The 19,305-nt window shown below is 67.4% G+C and carries 19 protein-coding genes; 10 read left to right on the plus strand and 9 right to left on the minus strand.

The window, feature by feature from the left end:
- Nucleotides 1-261: 261 nt before the first annotated feature.
- Both ACHAA3_RS08915 and ACHAA3_RS08920 read right to left on the minus strand, forming a co-directional pair.
- Complete coding sequence (locus tag ACHAA3_RS08915) at nucleotides 262-1,362, minus strand: PQQ-dependent sugar dehydrogenase (RefSeq protein WP_435708642.1); 1,101 nt, start codon at nucleotides 1,360-1,362, stop codon at nucleotides 262-264.
- A 286-nt stretch (nucleotides 1,363-1,648) separates the two neighbouring features.
- Nucleotides 1,649-3,634, minus strand: a complete 1,986-nt coding sequence (locus tag ACHAA3_RS08920; protein ID WP_435708643.1) for a DUF7669 domain-containing protein — start codon at nucleotides 3,632-3,634, stop codon at nucleotides 1,649-1,651.
- Nucleotides 3,635-3,822: 188 nt separating this feature from the next.
- Between ACHAA3_RS08920 and trxA the strand changes: the two genes are divergently transcribed.
- A complete protein-coding gene (gene trxA, locus ACHAA3_RS08925) occupies nucleotides 3,823-4,212 on the plus strand; it encodes a thioredoxin (RefSeq protein ID WP_435708644.1) in 390 nt (129 codons plus the stop codon).
- A gap of 32 nt (nucleotides 4,213-4,244) precedes the next feature.
- On the opposite strand, the gene ACHAA3_RS08930 is transcribed toward trxA, so the two are convergent.
- The 3 genes from ACHAA3_RS08930 to ACHAA3_RS08940 are packed head-to-tail and all read right to left on the minus strand — an operon-like array spanning nucleotide 4,245 to nucleotide 6,723.
- The gene (locus ACHAA3_RS08930; protein ID WP_435708645.1) at nucleotides 4,245-5,063 is read right to left on the minus strand and encodes a dioxygenase family protein; all 819 of its coding nucleotides are present in this window, start codon (nucleotides 5,061-5,063) and stop codon (nucleotides 4,245-4,247) included.
- 42 nt (nucleotides 5,064-5,105) lie between these two features.
- Nucleotides 5,106-5,519: a hypothetical protein gene (locus tag ACHAA3_RS08935; RefSeq protein WP_435708646.1), complete on the minus strand. Its 414-nt coding sequence runs from the start codon at nucleotides 5,517-5,519 to the stop codon at nucleotides 5,106-5,108.
- 40 nt (nucleotides 5,520-5,559) lie between these two features.
- Nucleotides 5,560-6,723 carry a serine hydrolase domain-containing protein gene (locus ACHAA3_RS08940; protein ID WP_435708647.1) on the minus strand — a complete coding sequence of 388 codons (1,164 nt, stop codon included), beginning with the start codon at nucleotides 6,721-6,723 and terminating at the stop codon, nucleotides 5,560-5,562.
- A gap of 143 nt (nucleotides 6,724-6,866) precedes the next feature.
- Here ACHAA3_RS08940 and ACHAA3_RS08945 point away from each other — a divergent pair, with 143 nt between their 5' ends.
- The gene (locus tag ACHAA3_RS08945) at nucleotides 6,867-9,467 is read left to right on the plus strand and encodes a DEAD/DEAH box helicase (protein WP_435708648.1); all 2,601 of its coding nucleotides are present in this window, start codon (nucleotides 6,867-6,869) and stop codon (nucleotides 9,465-9,467) included.
- A gap of 22 nt (nucleotides 9,468-9,489) precedes the next feature.
- Nucleotides 9,490-10,173 (plus strand): DedA family protein, encoded by a 684-nt coding sequence (locus tag ACHAA3_RS08950; RefSeq protein WP_435708649.1) that lies wholly within the window; start codon nucleotides 9,490-9,492, stop codon nucleotides 10,171-10,173.
- Between the two features lie 6 nt (nucleotides 10,174-10,179).
- On the opposite strand, the gene ACHAA3_RS08955 is transcribed toward ACHAA3_RS08950, so the two are convergent.
- The gene (locus tag ACHAA3_RS08955) at nucleotides 10,180-11,076 is read right to left on the minus strand and encodes an alpha/beta hydrolase (protein WP_435708650.1); all 897 of its coding nucleotides are present in this window, start codon (nucleotides 11,074-11,076) and stop codon (nucleotides 10,180-10,182) included.
- Between the two features lie 198 nt (nucleotides 11,077-11,274).
- On the opposite strand from ACHAA3_RS08955, the gene ACHAA3_RS08960 reads away from it, so the two are divergent.
- The 4 genes from ACHAA3_RS08960 to ACHAA3_RS08975 all read left to right on the plus strand — a co-directional run bounded on the left by ACHAA3_RS08960 (nucleotide 11,275) and on the right by ACHAA3_RS08975 (nucleotide 13,774).
- Nucleotides 11,275-11,886 (plus strand): DUF2510 domain-containing protein, encoded by a 612-nt coding sequence (locus ACHAA3_RS08960; RefSeq protein ID WP_435708651.1) that lies wholly within the window; start codon nucleotides 11,275-11,277, stop codon nucleotides 11,884-11,886.
- Between the two features lie 63 nt (nucleotides 11,887-11,949).
- Nucleotides 11,950-12,645: a 5,6-dimethylbenzimidazole synthase gene (gene bluB, locus ACHAA3_RS08965; protein WP_435708652.1), complete on the plus strand. Its 696-nt coding sequence runs from the start codon at nucleotides 11,950-11,952 to the stop codon at nucleotides 12,643-12,645.
- A 52-nt stretch (nucleotides 12,646-12,697) separates the two neighbouring features.
- Nucleotides 12,698-13,225, plus strand: coding sequence for a hypothetical protein (locus ACHAA3_RS08970; protein ID WP_435708654.1), 528 nt, complete (start codon nucleotides 12,698-12,700; stop codon nucleotides 13,223-13,225).
- Between the two features lie 90 nt (nucleotides 13,226-13,315).
- On the plus strand, nucleotides 13,316-13,774 hold the full coding sequence (locus tag ACHAA3_RS08975; protein WP_435708655.1) for a hypothetical protein: 459 nt from the start codon (nucleotides 13,316-13,318) through the stop codon (nucleotides 13,772-13,774).
- Between the two features lie 6 nt (nucleotides 13,775-13,780).
- Here ACHAA3_RS08975 and ACHAA3_RS08980 read toward each other — a convergent pair whose 3' ends face one another.
- Entirely contained in the window at nucleotides 13,781-14,428 is a 648-nt protein-coding gene (locus tag ACHAA3_RS08980; protein ID WP_435708656.1) for a hypothetical protein, read from the minus strand.
- A gap of 127 nt (nucleotides 14,429-14,555) precedes the next feature.
- Here ACHAA3_RS08980 and ACHAA3_RS08985 point away from each other — a divergent pair, with 127 nt between their 5' ends.
- Entirely contained in the window at nucleotides 14,556-15,137 is a 582-nt protein-coding gene (locus tag ACHAA3_RS08985; RefSeq protein WP_435708657.1) for a hypothetical protein, read from the plus strand.
- Between the two features lie 15 nt (nucleotides 15,138-15,152).
- On the opposite strand, the gene ACHAA3_RS08990 is transcribed toward ACHAA3_RS08985, so the two are convergent.
- Nucleotides 15,153-16,472 (minus strand): dicarboxylate/amino acid:cation symporter, encoded by a 1,320-nt coding sequence (locus ACHAA3_RS08990; RefSeq protein ID WP_435708658.1) that lies wholly within the window; start codon nucleotides 16,470-16,472, stop codon nucleotides 15,153-15,155.
- Between the two features lie 129 nt (nucleotides 16,473-16,601).
- Between ACHAA3_RS08990 and ACHAA3_RS08995 the strand changes: the two genes are divergently transcribed.
- Together ACHAA3_RS08995 and ACHAA3_RS09000 are read left to right on the plus strand one after the other, a co-directional pair.
- On the plus strand, nucleotides 16,602-16,943 hold the full coding sequence (locus ACHAA3_RS08995; protein WP_435708659.1) for a nucleotide pyrophosphohydrolase: 342 nt from the start codon (nucleotides 16,602-16,604) through the stop codon (nucleotides 16,941-16,943).
- Nucleotides 16,930-18,795 carry a DNA/RNA helicase domain-containing protein gene (locus ACHAA3_RS09000; RefSeq protein WP_435708911.1) on the plus strand — a complete coding sequence of 622 codons (1,866 nt, stop codon included), beginning with the start codon at nucleotides 16,930-16,932 and terminating at the stop codon, nucleotides 18,793-18,795. The genes ACHAA3_RS08995 and ACHAA3_RS09000 overlap by 14 nt, the downstream gene beginning before the upstream one ends.
- A 67-nt stretch (nucleotides 18,796-18,862) precedes the next feature.
- Here the strand turns inward: ACHAA3_RS09000 and ACHAA3_RS09005 are convergent, their stop codons facing one another.
- The gene (locus tag ACHAA3_RS09005) at nucleotides 18,863-19,285 is read right to left on the minus strand and encodes a (deoxy)nucleoside triphosphate pyrophosphohydrolase (protein WP_435708660.1); all 423 of its coding nucleotides are present in this window, start codon (nucleotides 19,283-19,285) and stop codon (nucleotides 18,863-18,865) included.
- Nucleotides 19,286-19,305 lie beyond the last annotated feature (20 nt).

Consider the following 19,305-nt stretch of genomic DNA (forward strand, 5'->3'; position numbering starts at 1 on the left):
TGGCCGGCTTCGTCCCAGGCATGGCGGCCGAACTCGGCCGACGGTGCGGCCAGACAACTGAGGTCGGCACGTGGTCGTGGCGCGCGACGGGTGGGCCGCCTGAGGGGAAATCGGTGCGAGGCCTCGCCCAGCTGGGCCGGGTCGACGTTGAACGCGTTCTCGTCCATGGGGTCCTCCTGAGTCGCCTGCAGCGCGAAACTGCCGATGACATGAGGATATCCTCACGTTTGCCAGGAGTGAAGGTCTACCGATCGGTAGTCTTCACACGGTGACGCGCAGGATGCGGTCGTCGTCCTCGGCCGGGTCGTTGCGTCCATCGGTGTTGCTGGTGGTGACCCACAGCGACCCGTCGGGTGCCGCGAACACGTTGCGGATCCGGCCGTACTCCCCCGCGAAGTACTCGATCGGGTCACCTGCACTCTCCCCGTCCAGGGGAACAGCGAACACCGACTGACCCTGCAGGGCCGCGACGAACGCCGTCGACTGCGCGATCGCGACACCCGCCGGAGAGCACTCGTCGGTGCCCCACGTGACCAGGGGATCGATCTCACCCTCGCCCCCGCCCGTGCCCTCGACCTGGGGCCATCCGTAGTTGCCGCCGCGCTCGATCAGGTTCAGCTCGTCGGCCTCCTTCTCGCCGAACTCGGTGGCCCACAACCGGCCGTCTGCGTCGAACGCGAGGCCCTCGATGTTGCGGTGTCCGTAGGACCACGTGCGGTTGCCGAAGGGGTTGTCAGGCGCGGCATCGCCATCGGTGGTGATGCGCAGAATCTTGCCGTTCAGCGCATCGCGATCCTGGGCCGTCTCGCCGCGCCCTGCATCGCCCGTGGAGACGAACAGCATGCCGTCGGCATCGAAGAGAAGTCGGCCACCGTGGTGTCGCGAACCGATCGGGATGCCGGTCAGGATCGCGGTGACATCGCTGATGGAGTCGTCTGCAATCGACATGCGCAGCACACGGTCATCTGATGCCGTGGTGGTGAAGGCGAACAGGACGCTCGGGTCGTCGGGGTCGAGCGCGATGCCCAGCAGCCCGGCCTCGCCGCCCGGCGTCACGTCTGGGACGGAGCCGAGCTCGGTCACCTCGCCGGACGTGCTGATCCGGACGATGGTCGCGTCATCGCGCTGGGAGACCAAGGCGTCACCCTCGGGCAGGAAGGCCAGACCCCACGGAACGTTCAGTCCGGTCGCGATGGTGCCGGCCACCGCAAGGTCGACCGCCTCCGGGCCGGGAGTGGTCGTCGGGGTCGTGGGGGTGGGGGGCGTGGCGTCGGGTGTGGTCGGCGTGTCGTCTCTGCTGCACCCGACGAGCGCGGTCGCTCCCACACCAGCGAGGCCGATCAGCAAGGTTCTACGGTCCATAGGTCGATTCTGCCGCCTGGTGCATGACGGCGCGCATCGATCTCGACTGCAGATCACGATCCTGCTCCACCAGTGCGCGTCCAGCGGCGCTCGTCCTCGCGATCGAGCGCCACCGGCACAGCACCACCACCGATCCCTCGGAGATCGAACGTGCCCACGGGGCACCGGTTCGATCCTCGGGGCTCCCTCCCCGGGACCAGTGTCTGCCCATGATGCGCCACGGACAGTCCGTCACGCACCGGTACGCAGGCATTCTCCCGGTATGTTCTGGCCAGGTCGTTCTCGATCAGCTGCGGCGTGCGCTCAGCTCGGCCAGCCGGCGGCGATACTCCCGCGCGCCGACGTGATCGAGATTCAGGGGCGGACGCAGGACACCGATGACCGAGCTGGTCAGCTCGGTGAGCTCGTCGACGTCCTCGGTCGGCCAGACCGTGACGCTCAGGTGCTGCAGCATCCACTGCAGGAGATCGGGATCATCCATGGAGCGCAGCGCCAGAGGCGCGGCGAGCGTCGTGGCCAGGGTCATCTTGAAGGTCGAGGATCGCGCCCGCCCGTGCAGCTGCACGCGGACGAGCTGGTCGCCGAGGCTGAAGCCGGCTTCGCCTGCACCGACGCGGCCCACGAAGATCACCCCGGCGCGCACCGGCAGCATCAGGGCTCGATTGAGGACACGTGCTCCGTCGTGGTCCACCGACCACGCGTAGAGGCCGGGCCGATCCGGGAGGGTGGCGGCGTCGGACGCATGGTGCACGTCACCCAGGTACTCAGCGACCGACCGGGCCGCGGCGAACCGATGATCCGGACCCGGGCCCGTCGCATCGGGAGCGGCGCTCGCGTCCTCCACCGCGCTGCCGAAAGCACTCGAGACGGCGGGCGCAAGGGCGCGCACGGGCCCCGTGGTGGCGGCTGCACCCGCATCGAGCAGGGCGCTGATGACCGGCAGACCCATCTCGTCGGGAGCCTCGACCTGGATGACGAGGTCCTCGAGCGTGCCGACCAGCGCCTCGAGCCGGGCGACCACCCACGTGGCCCACGCGGCTCGATGGCGAGGCTGCGACGACACGTCGAAGGTGTCCTCCGGAGACATCCAGTCGGTCGGTTCGAGGAGACCGTGATCGGCGGAGAGCACGAACCAGCGGGCGCCACTGACCTCGGCGGCGCGTCGAGAGCGCCTGAAATCCAGGTCCCGGAACGCGTCCCGAGCAGGCGCCGGCACACCGAGACGATCGTCCAGAATTCCCAGACTGCCCAGCACGATCGCATCGGCAGCCTCCGCTTCGCCGAGGTCGCGCCCGCGCGACCACGTGGTCGATCCCGCGTCACGTTCTTCGGATGCATCGGCGGGGGTCGCACGCGGGCCGTCGGCACGCTGCGGGGCGCGGACGATCACAATTCCGCCCGGGCTGTCGGGGGGGTCCGGCTGCTCGTCCTCACCGGTCTCGTGATCGGGGGCGACGCGCTCCTGCCCGCGTGGGGCGTCCCACAGGGGATGCAGCGTCCTGCGCAGCTGCCGCTCCTCACGTTCGAGCTGCTCTCGTTCCGCATCATCGCGCTCACGGTGCTGCTGCGCAGTCGCCTCGAAGGCCAAGCGGTTGCGCTCTGCCCGGTCGAACTCTTGCCGGTCAGGGTCGATCTCGGTCGGTTGCTCCGGCGAGGGGAGGTCGCCCTCGCTCTCGCTCTCGGCGGGCGCATCTCGACCGTGGGCCGATGGCAACGAGCGTGCCGGTGGCTCATCGCTCAGGCGCTCAGGGTCTCGGTCACCGTCGACCGTCTCCGTGGCGCCGAGGGGGTACGGCCAGAAGTCCGCCGCCGCGCGCGGGCCCGCCAGCGGTTCGCCGCGCTCTCGGGCCGAGTCTGCGGTGACGTTGGCCTCGGTGGCCCGCCCCTTGCTCGTGCGTGCCGGACCCGTCGCGGGAGGCTCGGCCGGTTCGACGGCAGTCCCGGTCGGGGTGCTGCCTGCAGCCTGGAACCGCACCGCGGACGGAGCCGGAGGATCATCGTCGTCGTCATCGGGTGACTCGCCACGCTCGGCGAGTGGGATGGGCGCATACTCGCCGCGCGCGACGCGGCGGAAGATCGGTGAACGTCGACGGAACTGCGAGTGCTTGGTGCCGCCCTCCGTTAGCCCGACCACGTGGGCACGCAGGGTCGCATCGCCCACCTCGGGAAAGTTTCGGGCGAACCACGCCCTCACGTCGTCATAGCGAAAGACCTCGGGCATCGCATCCGCGCAGGCGTGCATCAGCTGCCACACCGGTCGGTCGTACTTCACCGCTCTGATCTCCCATCAGCCCCGCGTGGTGCCCCGACAGCGGGACACCAGCTCCTCACCGAGGATGAGCATTCACTGCGCGGTTCATGACGGGACTGCCCGAATGTGATGCGACTGACGCTGCCCGCAGCACGTCGACTCGGGACCAGAGCTGGAATGGATCGGGCAGGCGGACCGTTGACACCACCATGAGCACAGTTGAACTCACAGCCCAGACTCTCGACGACACCCTCGACGGCACCGGAATCACGCTGATCGACTGGTGGGCGGAATGGTGCGGACCCTGCAAGCAGTTCGCCCCCGTCTACGAGGAGGCCAGCGAGCGCTACGACGACATCACGTTCGCCAAGATCGACACCGAGGCCGAGCAGCAGCTCTCCGCAGCGGTCGGCATCTCCTCGATCCCCACCCTGATGGCGTTCCGTGACGGCGTCATGGTCTTCCAGCAGGCCGGCGCACTGCCCGGCAAGGCACTCGACGAGCTGATCACCGCAGTGCGGGACCTGGACATGGACGAGGTCCACGCCAAGGTCGCCGCCCAGCAGGCCGCCGAGGCCGACACCTCCGCGCCTGAGTGACGCCGCAGCCGATGGTCTTCATCACCGCCTGATCAGGCGGTGATGAAGGACCTCATGCCGATCGACCCCATGTCGATCGCCTCGTTGAAGAACGACAGCTCCTCGCCCGGTGAGAGCAGCCCCAGCGCCGCGACCATCGGACGGTAGTGATCGTCGGTCGGGACGGCCAGTGCTGCGTGCGACCACGTCTCGAACGGCCGCACCAGCTGGTCGACCCGGCCTTCGATGAGTGCCGCGGCGGTGTCGTGGTCGAACTGCTCGGCCCACTCGTAGGCTCCTCCGCCGTCCCAGCGGGCCCGCCCCAGCGCGTGCACGATGTTGCCGCTGCCGATGAACAGCACGCCCCGACGTCGCAGTGCGTGCAACCGCGTGTAGAGCTCGTGAAGTGCTGGTAGCGGCATGGTCTCGTCGAGACTGATCTGCAGCACCGGAACTGTGGGGTGGGGCTGCAGATGACGCAGCACGCTCCACGTGCCGTGATCGAGCCCCCACTGGGAGTCCAGACTGGCCTCGTACTCAGCCAGATGATGCGCCAGCAGCGCCGCGATGCGCGGATCGCCCGTGGTCTCGTACTGCACGCGGTACAGCTCGTCGGGGAATCCGCCGAAGTCGTGGATGACCCGGTTGGTGGGCGCATCGGTGATGTGGGTCTGTCCCGGCGTGAGCCAGTGGGCGCTGATGACCACCACGGCTTGCGCCGCGGGCAGTCCTGCGCCGACGCGTCCCCACGTGCGGGTGAACTCGTTGTCGTCGATGGCGTGCATGGGGTTGCCGTGACCGACGAACAGCACCGGCATCAGGTCACTGGGACGTAGCCGGTTCTCGAGGTCCGCGATGGAGTAGCTGGTCATGCCCTCCATGGTAGTTGATGCTTCAACCTTCTTGGGTCGGTATCAATGATCGTGGAGGAGACGGCGTGGGATGCGACGTGCCCACGGGTCGTCGGGACGCTGCTCGGCGCGGGCCTGCACACCTGCCCGGGCTGCCAGCACCTCCTGCCGAGCGTGCTCCAGCACATCCGGCCCTCCGCCCGCGGCTGCAGCGACCTCGACCAGCCGTGCCACCGTGCCGACGTGCGCCCGAGCGGCCGAGGTCGACCGCGGCAGGTTGGCCTCGAGGACCAGCATGGACGCGCAGTCGATGAACAGGTCGGGCGTCAGCGTGGCGCCCGGCTGGTCGTCCTCGATCAACGCCGCCAATCGCAGACGCGTGGATCCGAGCCTGCGGCGCAGCGCCGCTGACCTCTCGTGCGACCACTGCTCGAAGGCGGCGTCGAACCAGGGTGCGATCGGCTCGTCGGGATCCATGCTGTCGACCCTGCCAGCGGCCTCCGACAGAACTGGCAGGTCAGGTTGGTTCGAGCGCCTGCAGGACTCCGGCGCTGAAGGTGTCGAAGGTGACCTGGTCGGGCGTTGCCGGGCGCCGTCCGAGCCGTACCGCGACGAGATTCTCGCTGGGTACGACGGCGATGTACTGGTTGCCGTAGCCGAACGCCCAGAAGGCGTCCGCCGGCACGTTCGGCGCCAGGCGGCCCTCGTAGGGCGCCGCGTCGGTGTCGAATCCAGCCTGCCGGCGTGCCTCGACGATGCGACCCGCCGCATTGGTCCACCACAGCAACCCGTAGGCCGCGTTGGACTCGGTGGCTGGCGTGGTGGCCTCGGTGACCATCGGCGACGACACCAGCTGGCCCCCGTCCCACTGCCCGTCCGAGGCCATCAGGTGTCCGACCCGCGCGAGGTCGCGGCAGGTCGAGGTGACACCGGAGTAGGTCGTCGCGTGGCCGGCGCCGTCACGCGCCCAGCTCGTGTCGTCCATGCCCAACGGGTCCAGGAGCCGCTCTTGGGCGAGGTCGACGACGTCGCCGCCCGGGGTCATGGACTCGGCCAGCACGCGCTCCAGCACCTGGGAGCCGGCGTTGTCGTAGACCCACTCCCCCGGTTCGCGGGCCTGCGCGAGGCCCACGGCGAACCCGGTCTGGTCCGTGACGTCGCGGATCAGCTGCCGATCGATCGCCTCGTTCCACTGCCGCCCCGACACCTGGGCGAGCAGGTCACGCACCGTGACATCGGCCGACGGGCCACCTCGCCACTGATCGACCTGTTCGGACGCCGGGTCGTCGAGCGCGATCGCCCCCTCATCGACACCCATCGCGACCAGGAGCGAGGTCAGCGACTTGGTGATCGAGTAGGTGCGCACCGGCACGTCGGGTCCACCACCGTTCCAGTAGTTCTCGTGCACCAGCTCACCGTCCTGGACGACCGCGACGCAGGAGGAGCCGGCTGCGGCGAGGTCGGCGTCGAGACCGCCCCAGTCGCCACGCGGCGACTCCGTCCACTCCGTGCCGGGAAAGACGACTGCCGGTTCTTCTGACGTGGCAGGTGCGGTCGGGGTCGACCGAGGAGTGGCCGGCGGGGACGGAGTCGGCACTGGATCCTCGTCCGAGCAGCCGGTGAGCCCGAGAGCCAGCACGGCCATGACCGCAGCGGCTCGCCGCACTCGAGACGCGTCCATCACCCGATCATGACATCTGACCCGGCCCACCACCTCGCTGCGCGATGAATAACCCCTGCAATGGCAGCAGGCGAGCGGATGATGTGCATCACCCGCAGGGGACCTCCCGTGCGCCGAGAGCTCTGATGCGAGAGAATACGATGATGCCCTCTTCCCTCGACCTGCGTGCACTCCTGCGCCATCGGGTCACCTTCGAGGTCGGCCCCACGCCGGCGGAGTCGCGGTTCGTGTTCCACGGCCCGGACGGGGACGAGCGAGCCACGGCGAACGAGTCGATCGGCGCCCTCAGCCAGGGCATCCGGGTCATGTACGCGGACTCGACCGCGCGGGCGTGGGCCAATCCCGCGATCCTCGCGCTGCGCCTGATGGCACGCGGCGGCCTCGGCTCCCCCACCGACGGCGAGCTCGCCCAGCTGCAGACCGCGTCACAGACCATTCCCACGGTCGACGGCAAGTCCGGTCTGGCGCAGGTGCAGGGATTCCTGGCCTCATTGGCCGTCGACGCGCCGGCCGCCGCGTCCACGCCCCAGCGCGGCGCACCACAGGGGTCGACCCATGGATCCGGCCAAGCCGCGCCCGGCCGTGACCAGACACCCCGCCAACCCGTCACGTACTCGTTCACGTTCGTCATCTCGTTCCTGAGCGAACCGACCGAGGCCGAGGCGGCCGTGGTCCGCATCCGGGTCCGGCCCCAACCGGGCGCCACGTTCGAGATGACCGACCTGCTCGACAACGACCGCCATCCGCGGGTCACGGCCCGCGAGCCGGTGCGCGATATGTTGCAGCAGCTGCAGGAACGGTGGGAACCCGCCGAACGGCTGGGCCGTCCCCACGCTCGCGGCGCGACCACGGTCAGCACCGAGGAGCTCGCGCAGCTCGGATCGGGCCGACTCACCACCGTGCTGATGGCGCGGCGAGTCGACGTGAGCTGGCCGCCCGAGCTGGTGCGCGAGCTCGACACGTCGGTGGTCGTGCAGCGCGACGAGCGACTGCCCGCTGACCGGCCGTCCTCGTTCACCCAGGCCCAGCTGTTCCGCTTCGACTGGCAGATCGCCGTCGGGGGCCAGACCCTCAGCGCTGCCGAGGTCGAGGAGCTCGCCGCGTCGCACCACGGCCTGCTGCGGGTGCGTGATCAGTGGATCTTCGTGGAGAAGAGCCGCATCGAGCGAGCCCTGCACCGCACATCGGGCCAGATCAGTGCGATCGAGGCCCTGCGCGCCGCCGTCACCGGCGAGATGCACATCGACGGCGAGGTCACCGAGGTCGACACGGTCGGGTGGCTCGACGACGTGCGCCGACGACTCGCGACCCGCGACCCTGACCTGGCCCCCGCCGAGCAGCCGGCCGCTCTCGCGGGCCACCTGCGCGAGTACCAGCTGCAGGGGCTCCGGTGGATGTCGCAGCTGACCGATCTGGGTCTCGGCGGCATCCTCGCCGACGACATGGGCCTGGGCAAGACCGTCATGCTGATCGCGCTGCACCTGGCACGTGATCACGACGCACCCACGCTGGTCGTCTGCCCGGCGTCGGTCCTGGGCAACTGGGAGCGCGAGATCAAGCGATTCGCACCCGGCATCCCGGTGCACCGCTACCACGGGCCGCGCCGCTGGATCGAAGACGCCGAGTCCGGGTTCGTGGTCACGACCTATGCCACGATGCGCGCCGACTCCGACCTGCTGGCCAAGCACGCGCCCGGATGGGGCCTGGTCGTGGCCGACGAGGCCCAGAACGTCAAGAATCCGCACTCGCGCGGCGCGCAGGCGCTGCGCGACATCCCGTCGGACGCCCGCATCGCCATGACCGGCACACCGGTCGAGAACAACTTGTCCGAGCTCTGGGCGATCCTGGACTGGAGCACGCCGGGCCTGCTCGGCACCCACGACCAGTTCCGCGCCCAGTGGTCCCGCAAGATCGAGTCGGGCCGCGACGACGACGCCGCTGGCGGCCTGTCGACGCTGATCCGCCCCTTCGTGCTGCGCCGCCGCAAGAGCGACCCGGGCATCGCACCGGAGCTGCCTCCCAAGATCGAGACCGACCACACCACCAACCTGACCCGCGAGCAGGTCGGGCTCTACGAGGCCGTCGTGCGTCAGACGATGAGCCAGATCGAGCAGTCGTCGGGCATCCAGCGTCGCGGCCTGGTGGTCAAGCTGCTCACCCAGCTCAAGCAGATCTGCAATCACCCGGCCCAGTTCCTGCGCGAGACCGAGGGACGCCTCGGCGGACGGTCGGGCAAGCTGGGGGTCTTCGACGACCTGGTCAGCGAGATCGTGGCCGAGGACGGCGGCGTGCTGGTCTTCACGCAGTACGCCCAGATGGGCCGTCTGCTCACTCGTCACCTGACCCACAAGCGCGTCGGCCACCAGTTCCTGCACGGCGGAACAGCGGTATCGGCCCGTGAACAGATGGTGCGCCGGTTCCAGGACGGCGAGGTGCCGGTGTTCGTGCTGTCGCTGAAGGCTGCCGGCACCGGCCTGAACCTGACCCGCGCCGACCACGTGCTGCACTACGACCGGTGGTGGAATCCTGCGGTCGAGGACCAGGCCACCGACCGGGCGCACCGCATCGGGCAGACCCGGTCGGTGCAGGTGCACCGCCTGATCAGCGAGGGCACCATCGAGGAGTCGATCAGCGAGCTGATCGCAAGCAAGCGGTCGCTGGCCGATGCGGTCGTCAACGGCGGCGAGGGTGCTCTGACCGAGTTGTCCGACGCCGAACTGGCGCGGCTGGTGACGTTGCGATAGGTCTGCCCGGTAGCGTGATCTCGTGCTCCTGCCGATCGTCCAGCCCGTCACCCTCGGTCCCAGCTTCATGGACCCCAACTGGTTGCTCGACCAGTTCGGCGGATCACTGATCTGGATCAGCCTGATCATCATCTTCATCGAGTGCGGGCTGTTCTTTCCGTTCTTGCCCGGCGACTCGCTGCTGTTCGCCCTGGGCCTGTTCATCGCAGGCTCGCAGATCGAGGTGCTCGGCATCGGCACCCAGGGGGTCGAGCTGGTGGTCGCCATGATCATGCTGGGCATCGCGGGGTTCGCTGGCAACGTGGTCGGCTACGAGATAGGCCGCAAGATCGGCCCTCCGTTGTACGAGCGCGAGGGCCGGATCCTCAAGCGCAAGTACTTCGACAGCACCACCGTCTTCTTCGACAAGCACGGCAACAAGGCGCTGGTGCTCGGGCGGTTCGTGCCCTTCGTGCGCACCTACATCACCGTGGTCGCCGGCGTCACGCAGATGGAGCGGGCCCGGTTCTTCCGCTGGAGTGCGATCGGTGCGGTGCTCTGGGTCGCCAGCATCACGATGCTCGGATACTTCCTCGGGCAGGCCTTCCCCGCGCTGGGCGAGAACATCGACCTGGCCATCATCGTGATCATCGTGTTCACGCTTCTGCCGCTGGTCTACGAGGCGGTCAAGCACCGTCGCAAGCCGAGCGCGGCCCCCGAGGCCTGACCGGCCTCAGAGAGTTCGGATGAACTCGACCTGGGCGTCGCTGGACCGGTCGAAGACCTCGCCGGTGTAGATGTCGAAGTGACCGACGTCGAACCGCTCGACCTGCACGCGTCCGCGCACCTGCTTGGCGACCTTCTCGACCGCTTGCACCGGCGCGATGCTGTCGTGCGCCGCGACTACCAGCATCACGGGCATCTTGAGCTTCTTGGCGCTGGTGACGGGTCGATTCACCATGATGGGCAGGATGCCGCGTGCGCGCATCTCGTTGCGGAACGTCGGCCCCATGATGGTCTGGTAGCCCGCCTCGCCGTCGGGTGAGCTGATCGTCGCGGTGGAGCCGGGAGGGCCCACGATGGGGATCATGTGGGGGCTCTGGCGGGTCACCATCCGACCGACGTCGCGCAGGGCGTGACCGGTGAGCTTGAGCAGCTGCCCGGGTCCGCCGTACCCGAGGATCAGCAGCACGGCGCGCAGGCCGTCCATCGCGGCTCCCTGGGAGATGACGCCGGCGATGCGTGGGTCGTCGCCGGCCACGGCGATCACGTGACCGCCGGAGTACGAGCTGCCCCACAGGATGATCCGGTCCGGGTCGACGCCGTCGAGCTGACGGGCGAACTCGACGGCCGAGACGTAGTCGGCGCGGTGCGCTCGGTGGTCGACGCTCTGGCGCTTGGGGCCCGTCGAGGTGCCGAAGCCGCGGTAGTCGAAGATCAGCACCTCGGCTCCGGCGGCCGCGAACTTTTCCGCGAACGGGGACAGGCCCGCGTCACGGGTGGCGCCGAACCCGTGACCCATGACGATGCAGGGTCTTCCGGCCGGGCCGGCGAGATCGTCGCTCTCGGCGGCGTAGTGCCAGGCGCCGAGGCGCTCGCCATGACTGGGGATCTCGACATCGGTCTGCATGACCTGATCGTGCCATCGGCGATCTTGGCACGCTGAGTGGGGCGGCAGGACACAGCGCTGGACGGGGGCGACCGCTCGGACGGATGGGCCCGATGGTTCGTCCGAACCAGTGCTCCCCGTTTGGGCCCGCTCAGAGGCTCAATCGTGAGAGCGTCTTGGCGCGGGCGACAGGCAGTCGCCCACGACGAGGGGAAACGCATGTCCGACCAGCACCAGCCCACCGGTCCCACGACTCCCGCCGGGTTCTATCCCGACAACACAGGAGCGATGCGCTTCTGGGACGGCGCCCAGTGGACCGAGCACCTCCAGAGCGGCGGCGCTCCGCCTGCTGCGGCAGCCGCGCCCGCCAAGAAGAGCCACACGCTGCGCAACATCATCCTGGTCCTGATCGCGGTGTTCGTGCTGTTCATCGGCGGCTGCATCGCCCTGATCGGCGGCGCCGCCAACGAGATCGACAACGCGATCGACGAGTCCGAGTCCGCCGATGCCGAGCCCGGCGGACCCGACAACCCGCTGGAGATCACCGAGGGCGAGGCCTTCAGCGTGTCCGGCTTCGACTACGCAGCGGGCTGGTCCATCGGTTCAGAGTTCGAACTCGTGACCCTCAGCGATCTGAAGGTCACGAACAATCGTGACGAAGCCGACTCGGCCTTGATCGATGTCCGGCTCATGCAAGGCACCGAAGTGCTTGCCGTGGTCAACTGCACCACCGAGGAGATCCCCGCAGGCCAGACCACGACGCTCGACTGCTTCAGCGGCGATGAGCTCCCGTCCGACTACGACACTCTGACGATCCGCGACACGTTCTGATCCTCCGCGCAGAGGCACTCGGCTCTGCTGCGAGGTCGCCGAGTGGCGTACAGTCCCCGTCTCGTGAGCACGGAACAGGCATCGACCAACTTCAGATACACAGACCCCGAGCGTGACGCGGTCTACCGCGCCATCGGTGAACGCCGCGACATGCGGCACTTCACGTCGGATCCGGTGGCGCCGGAGGTTCTGCAGCGACTGCTGATCGCGGCGCACCAGGCACCCAGCGTCGGGTACATGCAGCCGTGGCGGTTCATCCGGGCCATCGATCCTGAGTTGCGGCAACGCATCCACGCCACCGTCGACGACGAACGACGACGGACCGGCGAGGCTCTGGGCGAGCGGCACGAGGAGTTCATGCGACTCAAGGTCGAGGGCATTCGAGAGTGTGGCGAGCTGCTGGTCGTGTGCCTCACGCAGGGTCGGGAGGAGTACGTGTTCGGCCGGCGAACCATGCCCGAGATGGACCTGGCCTCGGCCGCCTGCGCGATCCAGAACATGTGGTTGGCGGCGAGGGCCGAGGGTCTCGGCATGGGGTGGGTCTCGATGTTCGACCCCGACGAGCTGGCTGGCGTGCTCGGCCTGCCGGCGGGAGCGCTACCGGTGGCCGTGCTGTGCCTGGGGCACGTCCCCGCGTTCTACGACGAGCCCATGCTGGCGCAGGAGGGCTGGGCCGAGCGGCTCGACCTCGACTCGCTGGTCGGCGTCGACCGCTGGCCCGAGGGCGCCGAGAGCTCCCCCGGAGCGGGGACATCCTGATGCGTCAGTCGACGATTCGTTGCCTGCGACGGCGTGGCCGTAACCTTCAGAGGTGACCACCAAAACAGAACAGCTGATGAAGACCTGGACTCCCCTCGCCTACGACCTGCTGCGCGACACTGCCGGCACCTACGGCGGTGTGGTCACCTATCTCGAGCTCAGTGAGCACGTGCAGTCGGCTTCCGGCCAGCGCACCACCATGTTGCTGATGAACTGGGTCGGCCCGGTGCTGGACATGATCGCCAAGCAGGCGCATCGCGCCGAGGATCCCCCGCTCGCCGCGCTGTGCGTCAAGTCCGACGGCGCTGTCGGTGACGGCTACCTCAAGTCCATCGAGGCGACCACTGGCGGCCCGGTCGAGGACCTGCAGCAGCGTGCCGCTGAGGACCGCCTCACCTGCTACCAGAAGTTCGCCAGCGACCTGCCGGCCGACGGCGGCACCGCGATGCTCACCAAGCAGGCGCGCGCCAAGAAGGAACGCGTCGTCCGCAAGCCGGTGGCCGAAAAGCTGCAGGGCGACATCTGCCCGACCTGCTTCATGCAGAAGTCGTTGACCGGGCTGTGCAACAACTGCGACTGACGCAGCCTTCCGGAAGGTGTCGGTCTGTCGCTATAGCCTTCAGACCCCTTAGGCTCGCAGCACCGCCCACTCGATCGTAGGGACATCAGCATGCGCGCAGCTCGCCAGGAAACCACCTCCCTCTCGGCTTCACCCGACGCGGTTTTCGATGCCGTGCTCGGCGTGACACAGCACAACAAGAACGCGAAGATCCTCGCCGTCCACAACGAAGGGCGAAAGCTCGTGGCGCGCGAGAAGGCGAAGCTGTCCAACCCGAAGTTCCACCAGATCGTGGTGGAGGGTGCCGGCGAGCAGTCCCAGCTGGTCGTCGTGGTCGGCTCGGACCCGCGCTCACAGAAGGCGCTGATGGACGGCAAGGCCAACGACAAGTCGCTGAAGAAGCTCGTCGAGAGTGTTCAGGCGGCTCTCGACGGCAGCGAGCCGGCTCCGTCGACTCCCGTCGCCAATCACTACCTGCAGAAGAAGACCGAGGTTCCGTGGACGGACCCGGCTCAGGATCCGGAGATCGACCTCGACGGCAACTTCGTCGCCGTCATGTTCAACCTGTAGGAGCGTTCAGCGGTACAGCCAGAGGTCTCCACGTTCCGGGTCGACCCACGCCTCGATGGCCGCATCCAGGCTGGCGTGCCGCCCCTCCTCGACGCTGTCGAGCATCCGGTCCAGGGTCACTCGGGTGACCTGGAAGGTCGAGGCGACGGTGAGGACGTCGCCGGTGTCTGCCATGTCCTCGCTGTAATGGCCGTAGTCGCGCGACCGTGCCGTGCGCACCGCGCGTCGCACCCGGCGCAGGTCGTCGCGCACGGGGCCGACATCCCCGAGATGTCGGCGCAGGTGGGTCACGAGCTGGTCGACGACGGTGCGGTGGGAGCGGCGTTGGCCTCCAGCCGGTGGCAGCCACGGGTCGTCCAGGAAGTCCGGCAGGAGTCGGATCATCGAGACGACACCGAGCGTGGGCAGGAAGGCGCCGGGGCCGAGGCGGGCTCGTGCCGTCTCGAGGTGACGGGCGATCTCCGTGCCGAGGCGCGGCTCCACGTCCACGGTGTCGAGGAACTCGAACAGCGCATTCACCACCACGGCGTACCGCTCGACGGTCGCCATGGACAGGGCGACCGACTGCTCGGCGACGAAGGCGCGGATCGACGCCTCGCTCACGACGACTGTGACGGGCTGGGCCGGGATCGGGGTCAGGTTCGTGTGGGTCATCTCCAGGACGCTAGGGACTCCGAGCGGTGTCGTGAAGCGTCGGTCGCGCGCCTGTGGAGATCGATGGGCCCACCCGTCGATGGGGACAACCCGTAGAACCCCCAGATCGCTTTGAAACACTCACCCCATGGACTTTGACGAGGCATGCGACGACATCGACCGCATCATCGAGACGGACGAGGTGAATGAGCGCATCGAGCAGTTCCGGCGCCGCAGCGAGGCGTTGCGCGTCGGCGAGGACGGTCGCGCCGAGTACCTGACCTCGTTGGCCAGCGAGCTGCAGCTGATCGGCGACCTCGACGGGGCGCGCACCACGTACGAGTGGGCGATCGCGGACGGCGGCCGGACGGTCCTGGAGCCGCGCTGCGGGTTGCTCGGCGTCGAGATCGAGGCCGGTCAGGAGGACCGGGTCACCGAGATGCTCAAGGACTTCCTGCTGCGGGCGCGGGCCGGCGACCTGACGATCACCGAGTGCGAGTGGATCGGTGACACGCTCGAGGACGCCAAGCGGTACCGCGAGGCCCACCGGTGGTTCACGATCCCGCTGCGCGACATCGACCCCTTGGACATCGACGACCTCCCGCGCGGCGCTCTGCACGGCCGCTGGCGAGTGCGACGCGAGCTCGAGCTGCCGAACGACGCCTATGACGACGCCGCGCAGCTGTTGCAGCGCACTGGTGCAGGACTCGGGGAGCCGCCGACGCCGTGAGTGCGCCGGCGCGGCTCAGACCTTGGCGAGATCCCCGATCGGGTCGGCCGCCCGCTCGCCGTCGTAGGCGTCGCGGTCCAGCAGGCCCTCGCGCTTGGCCACGATGGTCGGCACCAGCGCCTGGCCAGCGACGTTCGTCATGGTGCGCATCATGTCGAGGATCGGGTCGATGGCCAGCAGCAGTCCGACGCCCTCGAGCGGCAGGCCGAGCGTCGTGAGGGTCAGCGTCAGCATGACCACCGCGCCGGTGAGACCGGCGGTGGCCGCCGATCCGACGACGGAGACGAACGCGATCAGCAGGTAGTCGGTCAGGCCGAGCTCGATGCCGAAGAACTGCGCGACGAAGATCGCCGACAGCGCCGGGTAGATGGCGGCGCACCCGTCCATCTTGGTGGTGGCGCCGAGCGGCACCGCGAACGACGCGTAGTCGCGCGAGACTCCGAGGTTGCGGATGGTGACGTACTGCGTGACCGGCATTGTGCCGACCGAGCTGCGCGACACGAACGCCAGCTGGAGGGCGGGCCAGGCGCCCGAGAAGAACTTGACCGGGCTCAGGCCGTGCAGTCGCAGGATGACCGGGTAGACCACCAGCATCACCAGTGCGCAGCCCACGTAGACGTCGACGGTGAACACAGCCAGCGGACCGACGAGGTCCCAGCCGTAGTTGGCGACCGCGGCCCCGATGAGGCCAAGCGTGCCGATGGGCGACAGGCGGATGATCCACCAGAGCACGGTCTGGATCACGGCGAGGAACGACTCCGCGAAGGCCAGGAAGGGTGCGGCCTTGTCGCCGGTCTTGAGCACGGCAGCGCCGACGAGCAGCGCGATGACCACGATCTGCAGCACGTTGAAATCGATACCGATCGTGCCGTCGCCGTTGTCGCTGCCGGACAGGCCGAGGATGTTGCTGGGCACGATGCCCTGCAGGAAGTCGGTCCACGAGGCGGACGCCCCGACGTCGCTGGCGGCACTTGCATCGACGCTGGTGCGCAGACCCGGATCGGTCAGCAGACCGATGGAGATGCCGATGGCGACCGAGATCGCCGCCGTGATCGCGAACCACAGCAGCGTCTGCACCGCCAAGCGGGCCGCGTTGGTGACCTCGCGCAGGCGGGCGATGCTGACGACGATCGCCAGGAAAACCAGCGGCACCACGATCGTGCGCAGCAGCGAGACGAAGCTGGTGCCGATGATGTCGAGCGTCTCGTTCAACCAGCCAACGTCGTACTGGCGCGCCACCCACCCCAGTAGCACGCCGAGACCGAGGCCGGCGAAGATCTGGGCCCAGAACGGGAACCGCTGAGAAAAGGTCTTGGACTTGGTTGCATCACTCACCCATGCACCCCATCACCCGGCGATCAAGCCGAAGCGTTTGTCTCACCTGGTGAGATTCCGCGTTCGGTTCAACGTCCTGGGCCCGGGAGTTGCTCAAAGCGAAGGCTCGAAAGTTAGCCTGAGCAGATCATGATGAAACCGGAAGACAACCCAACTTCTTCACGCGTCATTCCTGCCCTGCGTGCATTCGTCGCTGAGCGCGAATGGGCTCAGTTCCATTCCCCCGAGAATCTCGCCAAGAGCATCGCCATCGAGGCCGGCGAGCTGCTCGAGCGGTTCCAGTGGGGCGGTAATTACGACACGTACGGCGTTCAGGAAGAGCTCGCCGATGTCTTGACCTACTGCCACTTGATGGCCGACAGGCTGGGGCTCGACGCCGATCAGATTGTGCTCGACAAGCTCGCCGTTACTCAGACCAAGTACCCAGCGGAGAAGGCGCGAGGCCGAAGTGACAGGTATGACCAGCTCTAGGATCCACCGCGTCCCATTCGAGCGAGGTGCTCTTGCTTCGTGGGCGGCGACCGACCCACGCAGCGCCAACTGGCCCGTCGTCTACACGATCGATGGCGCCAAGCACGTCTATGTCGGGGAGACCATCCATGCGCTCAGTCGGATGCGCCAACATCTGGCCCGAGCCGATCGCGCACACCTCACCTCGGTACGGATCCTGGTCGACGAGATGTTCAACAAGTCTGTGTGCCTGGATTTGGAGTCCTTCCTGATCAAACGATTCTCCGGAGACGGTAAGTACGAGGTCGTCAATGCCAACGCAGGCATGACCGGCTCGGACTACTACCAGCGAGAGACGTACCGCGAGCAGTTCGAGCAGGTCTTCGAGCAACTGCGCGCCGAGGGCTTGTTCGACCAATCCGCGATCGACATCGAGAACAGTGACATGTTCAAGCTTTCGCCCTACAAGGAGCTGAACTACGACCAGCGCACGGCCATCCTCGCGATTCTGGAGCAGCTGTTTGACGATCTTCGCGGGGGTGAACCGAGCACTGCCGTCGTCGAGGGCCAGCCCGGAACCGGCAAGACAATTGTCGGCATCTATCTGATCAAGCTCCTGAGCGACATCAAGCTGAACACGTCGCTGATCGATGCCGACTCGGATGCCATCTTCGCGGGATTCTTTACACAGGAGAACGCCGATCTGCTCGCGGGATTCAAGATGGCGCTGGTCATTCCGCAGCAGTCCTTGCGCAAGACGGTCGAGAAGGTCTTCACCAAGACGTCCGGCCTCACGAAGGAGATGGTGCTCTCGCCATTCCAGGTCGGCAACCTCGGCGAGGAGTACGACCTGCTCATCGTCGACGAGGCTCACCGTCTGCAGCAGCTGTCCGCGACGATGCCAACGCTAATCACCAAGTTCAAAGCGACCAACCGTCGCCTGTTCGACGGCGATGAGGCCGGAGGCAACCAGTTGGACTGGGTCCGGCGGATGAGCCAGCACCGCATCTTTCTCCTCGATCCCGAGCAGAGCATCCGCCCGGCCTCCGACCTCCCACCCCATGTTGTGCGCACTCTTGCCGAGGAAGCCAGCACTACTGGTCGCTCCTTCGCGCTGACGTCCCAGATGAGGGTACGAGCGGGACAGGACTACGTCGCCTACGTGCGATCCATGTTGTCGGCGACACCGCCCACCCCTACGACATTCGGCGACTACGAGTTGGCGCTCTTCGACGATCTCGGCGACATGCGAGACGCCATCTTGGCGCGTGAGAGGCAGGTTGGACTGTCGCGCTTGGTAGCCGGCTACGCCTGGAAGTGGCGCAGTAAGACGGACAAGGGTCTGTCGGACATCGAGATCGACGGCCTGGAGCTGCAGTGGAACAACACGGCGACTGACTGGATCAGCTCACCGACATCGATTAACGAGGTCGGCTCGGTACACACCACCCAGGGCTACGACCTGAACTACGCCGGCGTGATCATCGGCCCCGACTTGAGGTACGACCCCGTCGCCAAGCGACTCCGTATCGACCGGGATTCGTATTACGACGGCAAGGGCAAGGCGAACAACAAAATGTTGGGGTTCGATTACACCGACGATGACTTGCTGGTCTATATCCGCAACATCTACGCGGTGCTGCTGACGCGCGGCATCCGCGGTACTTACGTGTACGTGTGCGACCCGGACCTGCGCGAGTATCTCTCGTTGTTCCTCGAAGCAGACCTTCCCAGCAACGACGATTTAGCGCCCGGGGTCCCAAGTTTCCCCGTTCCTGACATCTTGCACGATACGACCCGCGCATCGCCGAGTGAGGCTGCCTTCGATGTCGAGCTTGGAACGAGAGCATCGACCACTGATCAACCACGGTGAGTCTCGGCACCCTCCTTAGGCGTCGTCACCGGCAGCGGAACTCGCTGGCGGCGAAAGTGTCCATCATTCAAATCGTCAATAAGCTCTCCGAAATCTTCCCGAGCGCCGCTCGGTCTGATGGGAGCCAGTCCATCGAAGCGAGTAATTCGGCCTCCACCCATCGGAGGTCATCATGGGCCTGACCCAGTCGTGGCTTACCCTCGACCACTCCGGCAAAATAGAGCCGCATTGCATAGCGGTCCGAGATCGGCCAGGTCCCACCGTCTGGCGGCGAAAGCTCAGCGCCTACAACGATTCTTGCGGAAAGCTCTTCGCGAATCTCGCGAACAAGACCGGCTTCGGGCGTTTCACCGTCCTCCACCTTGCCGCCTGGAAACTCCCACATGCCGGCCAACTCAGGTGGGCTGGTCCGGCGGGCGGCGAGCACCTTGGTGGGGGCTTCGAGTGAGTCCACGATAATCGCGCCTACGACGAGGCGAGGGGAGGTCATGCACCTCAGAGTGCCAGCCG

This window comes from Aeromicrobium sp. CF3.5 (assembly GCF_051262695.1).
In the GTDB taxonomy this organism is placed as follows: Bacteria; Actinomycetota; Actinomycetes; order Propionibacteriales; family Nocardioidaceae; genus Aeromicrobium.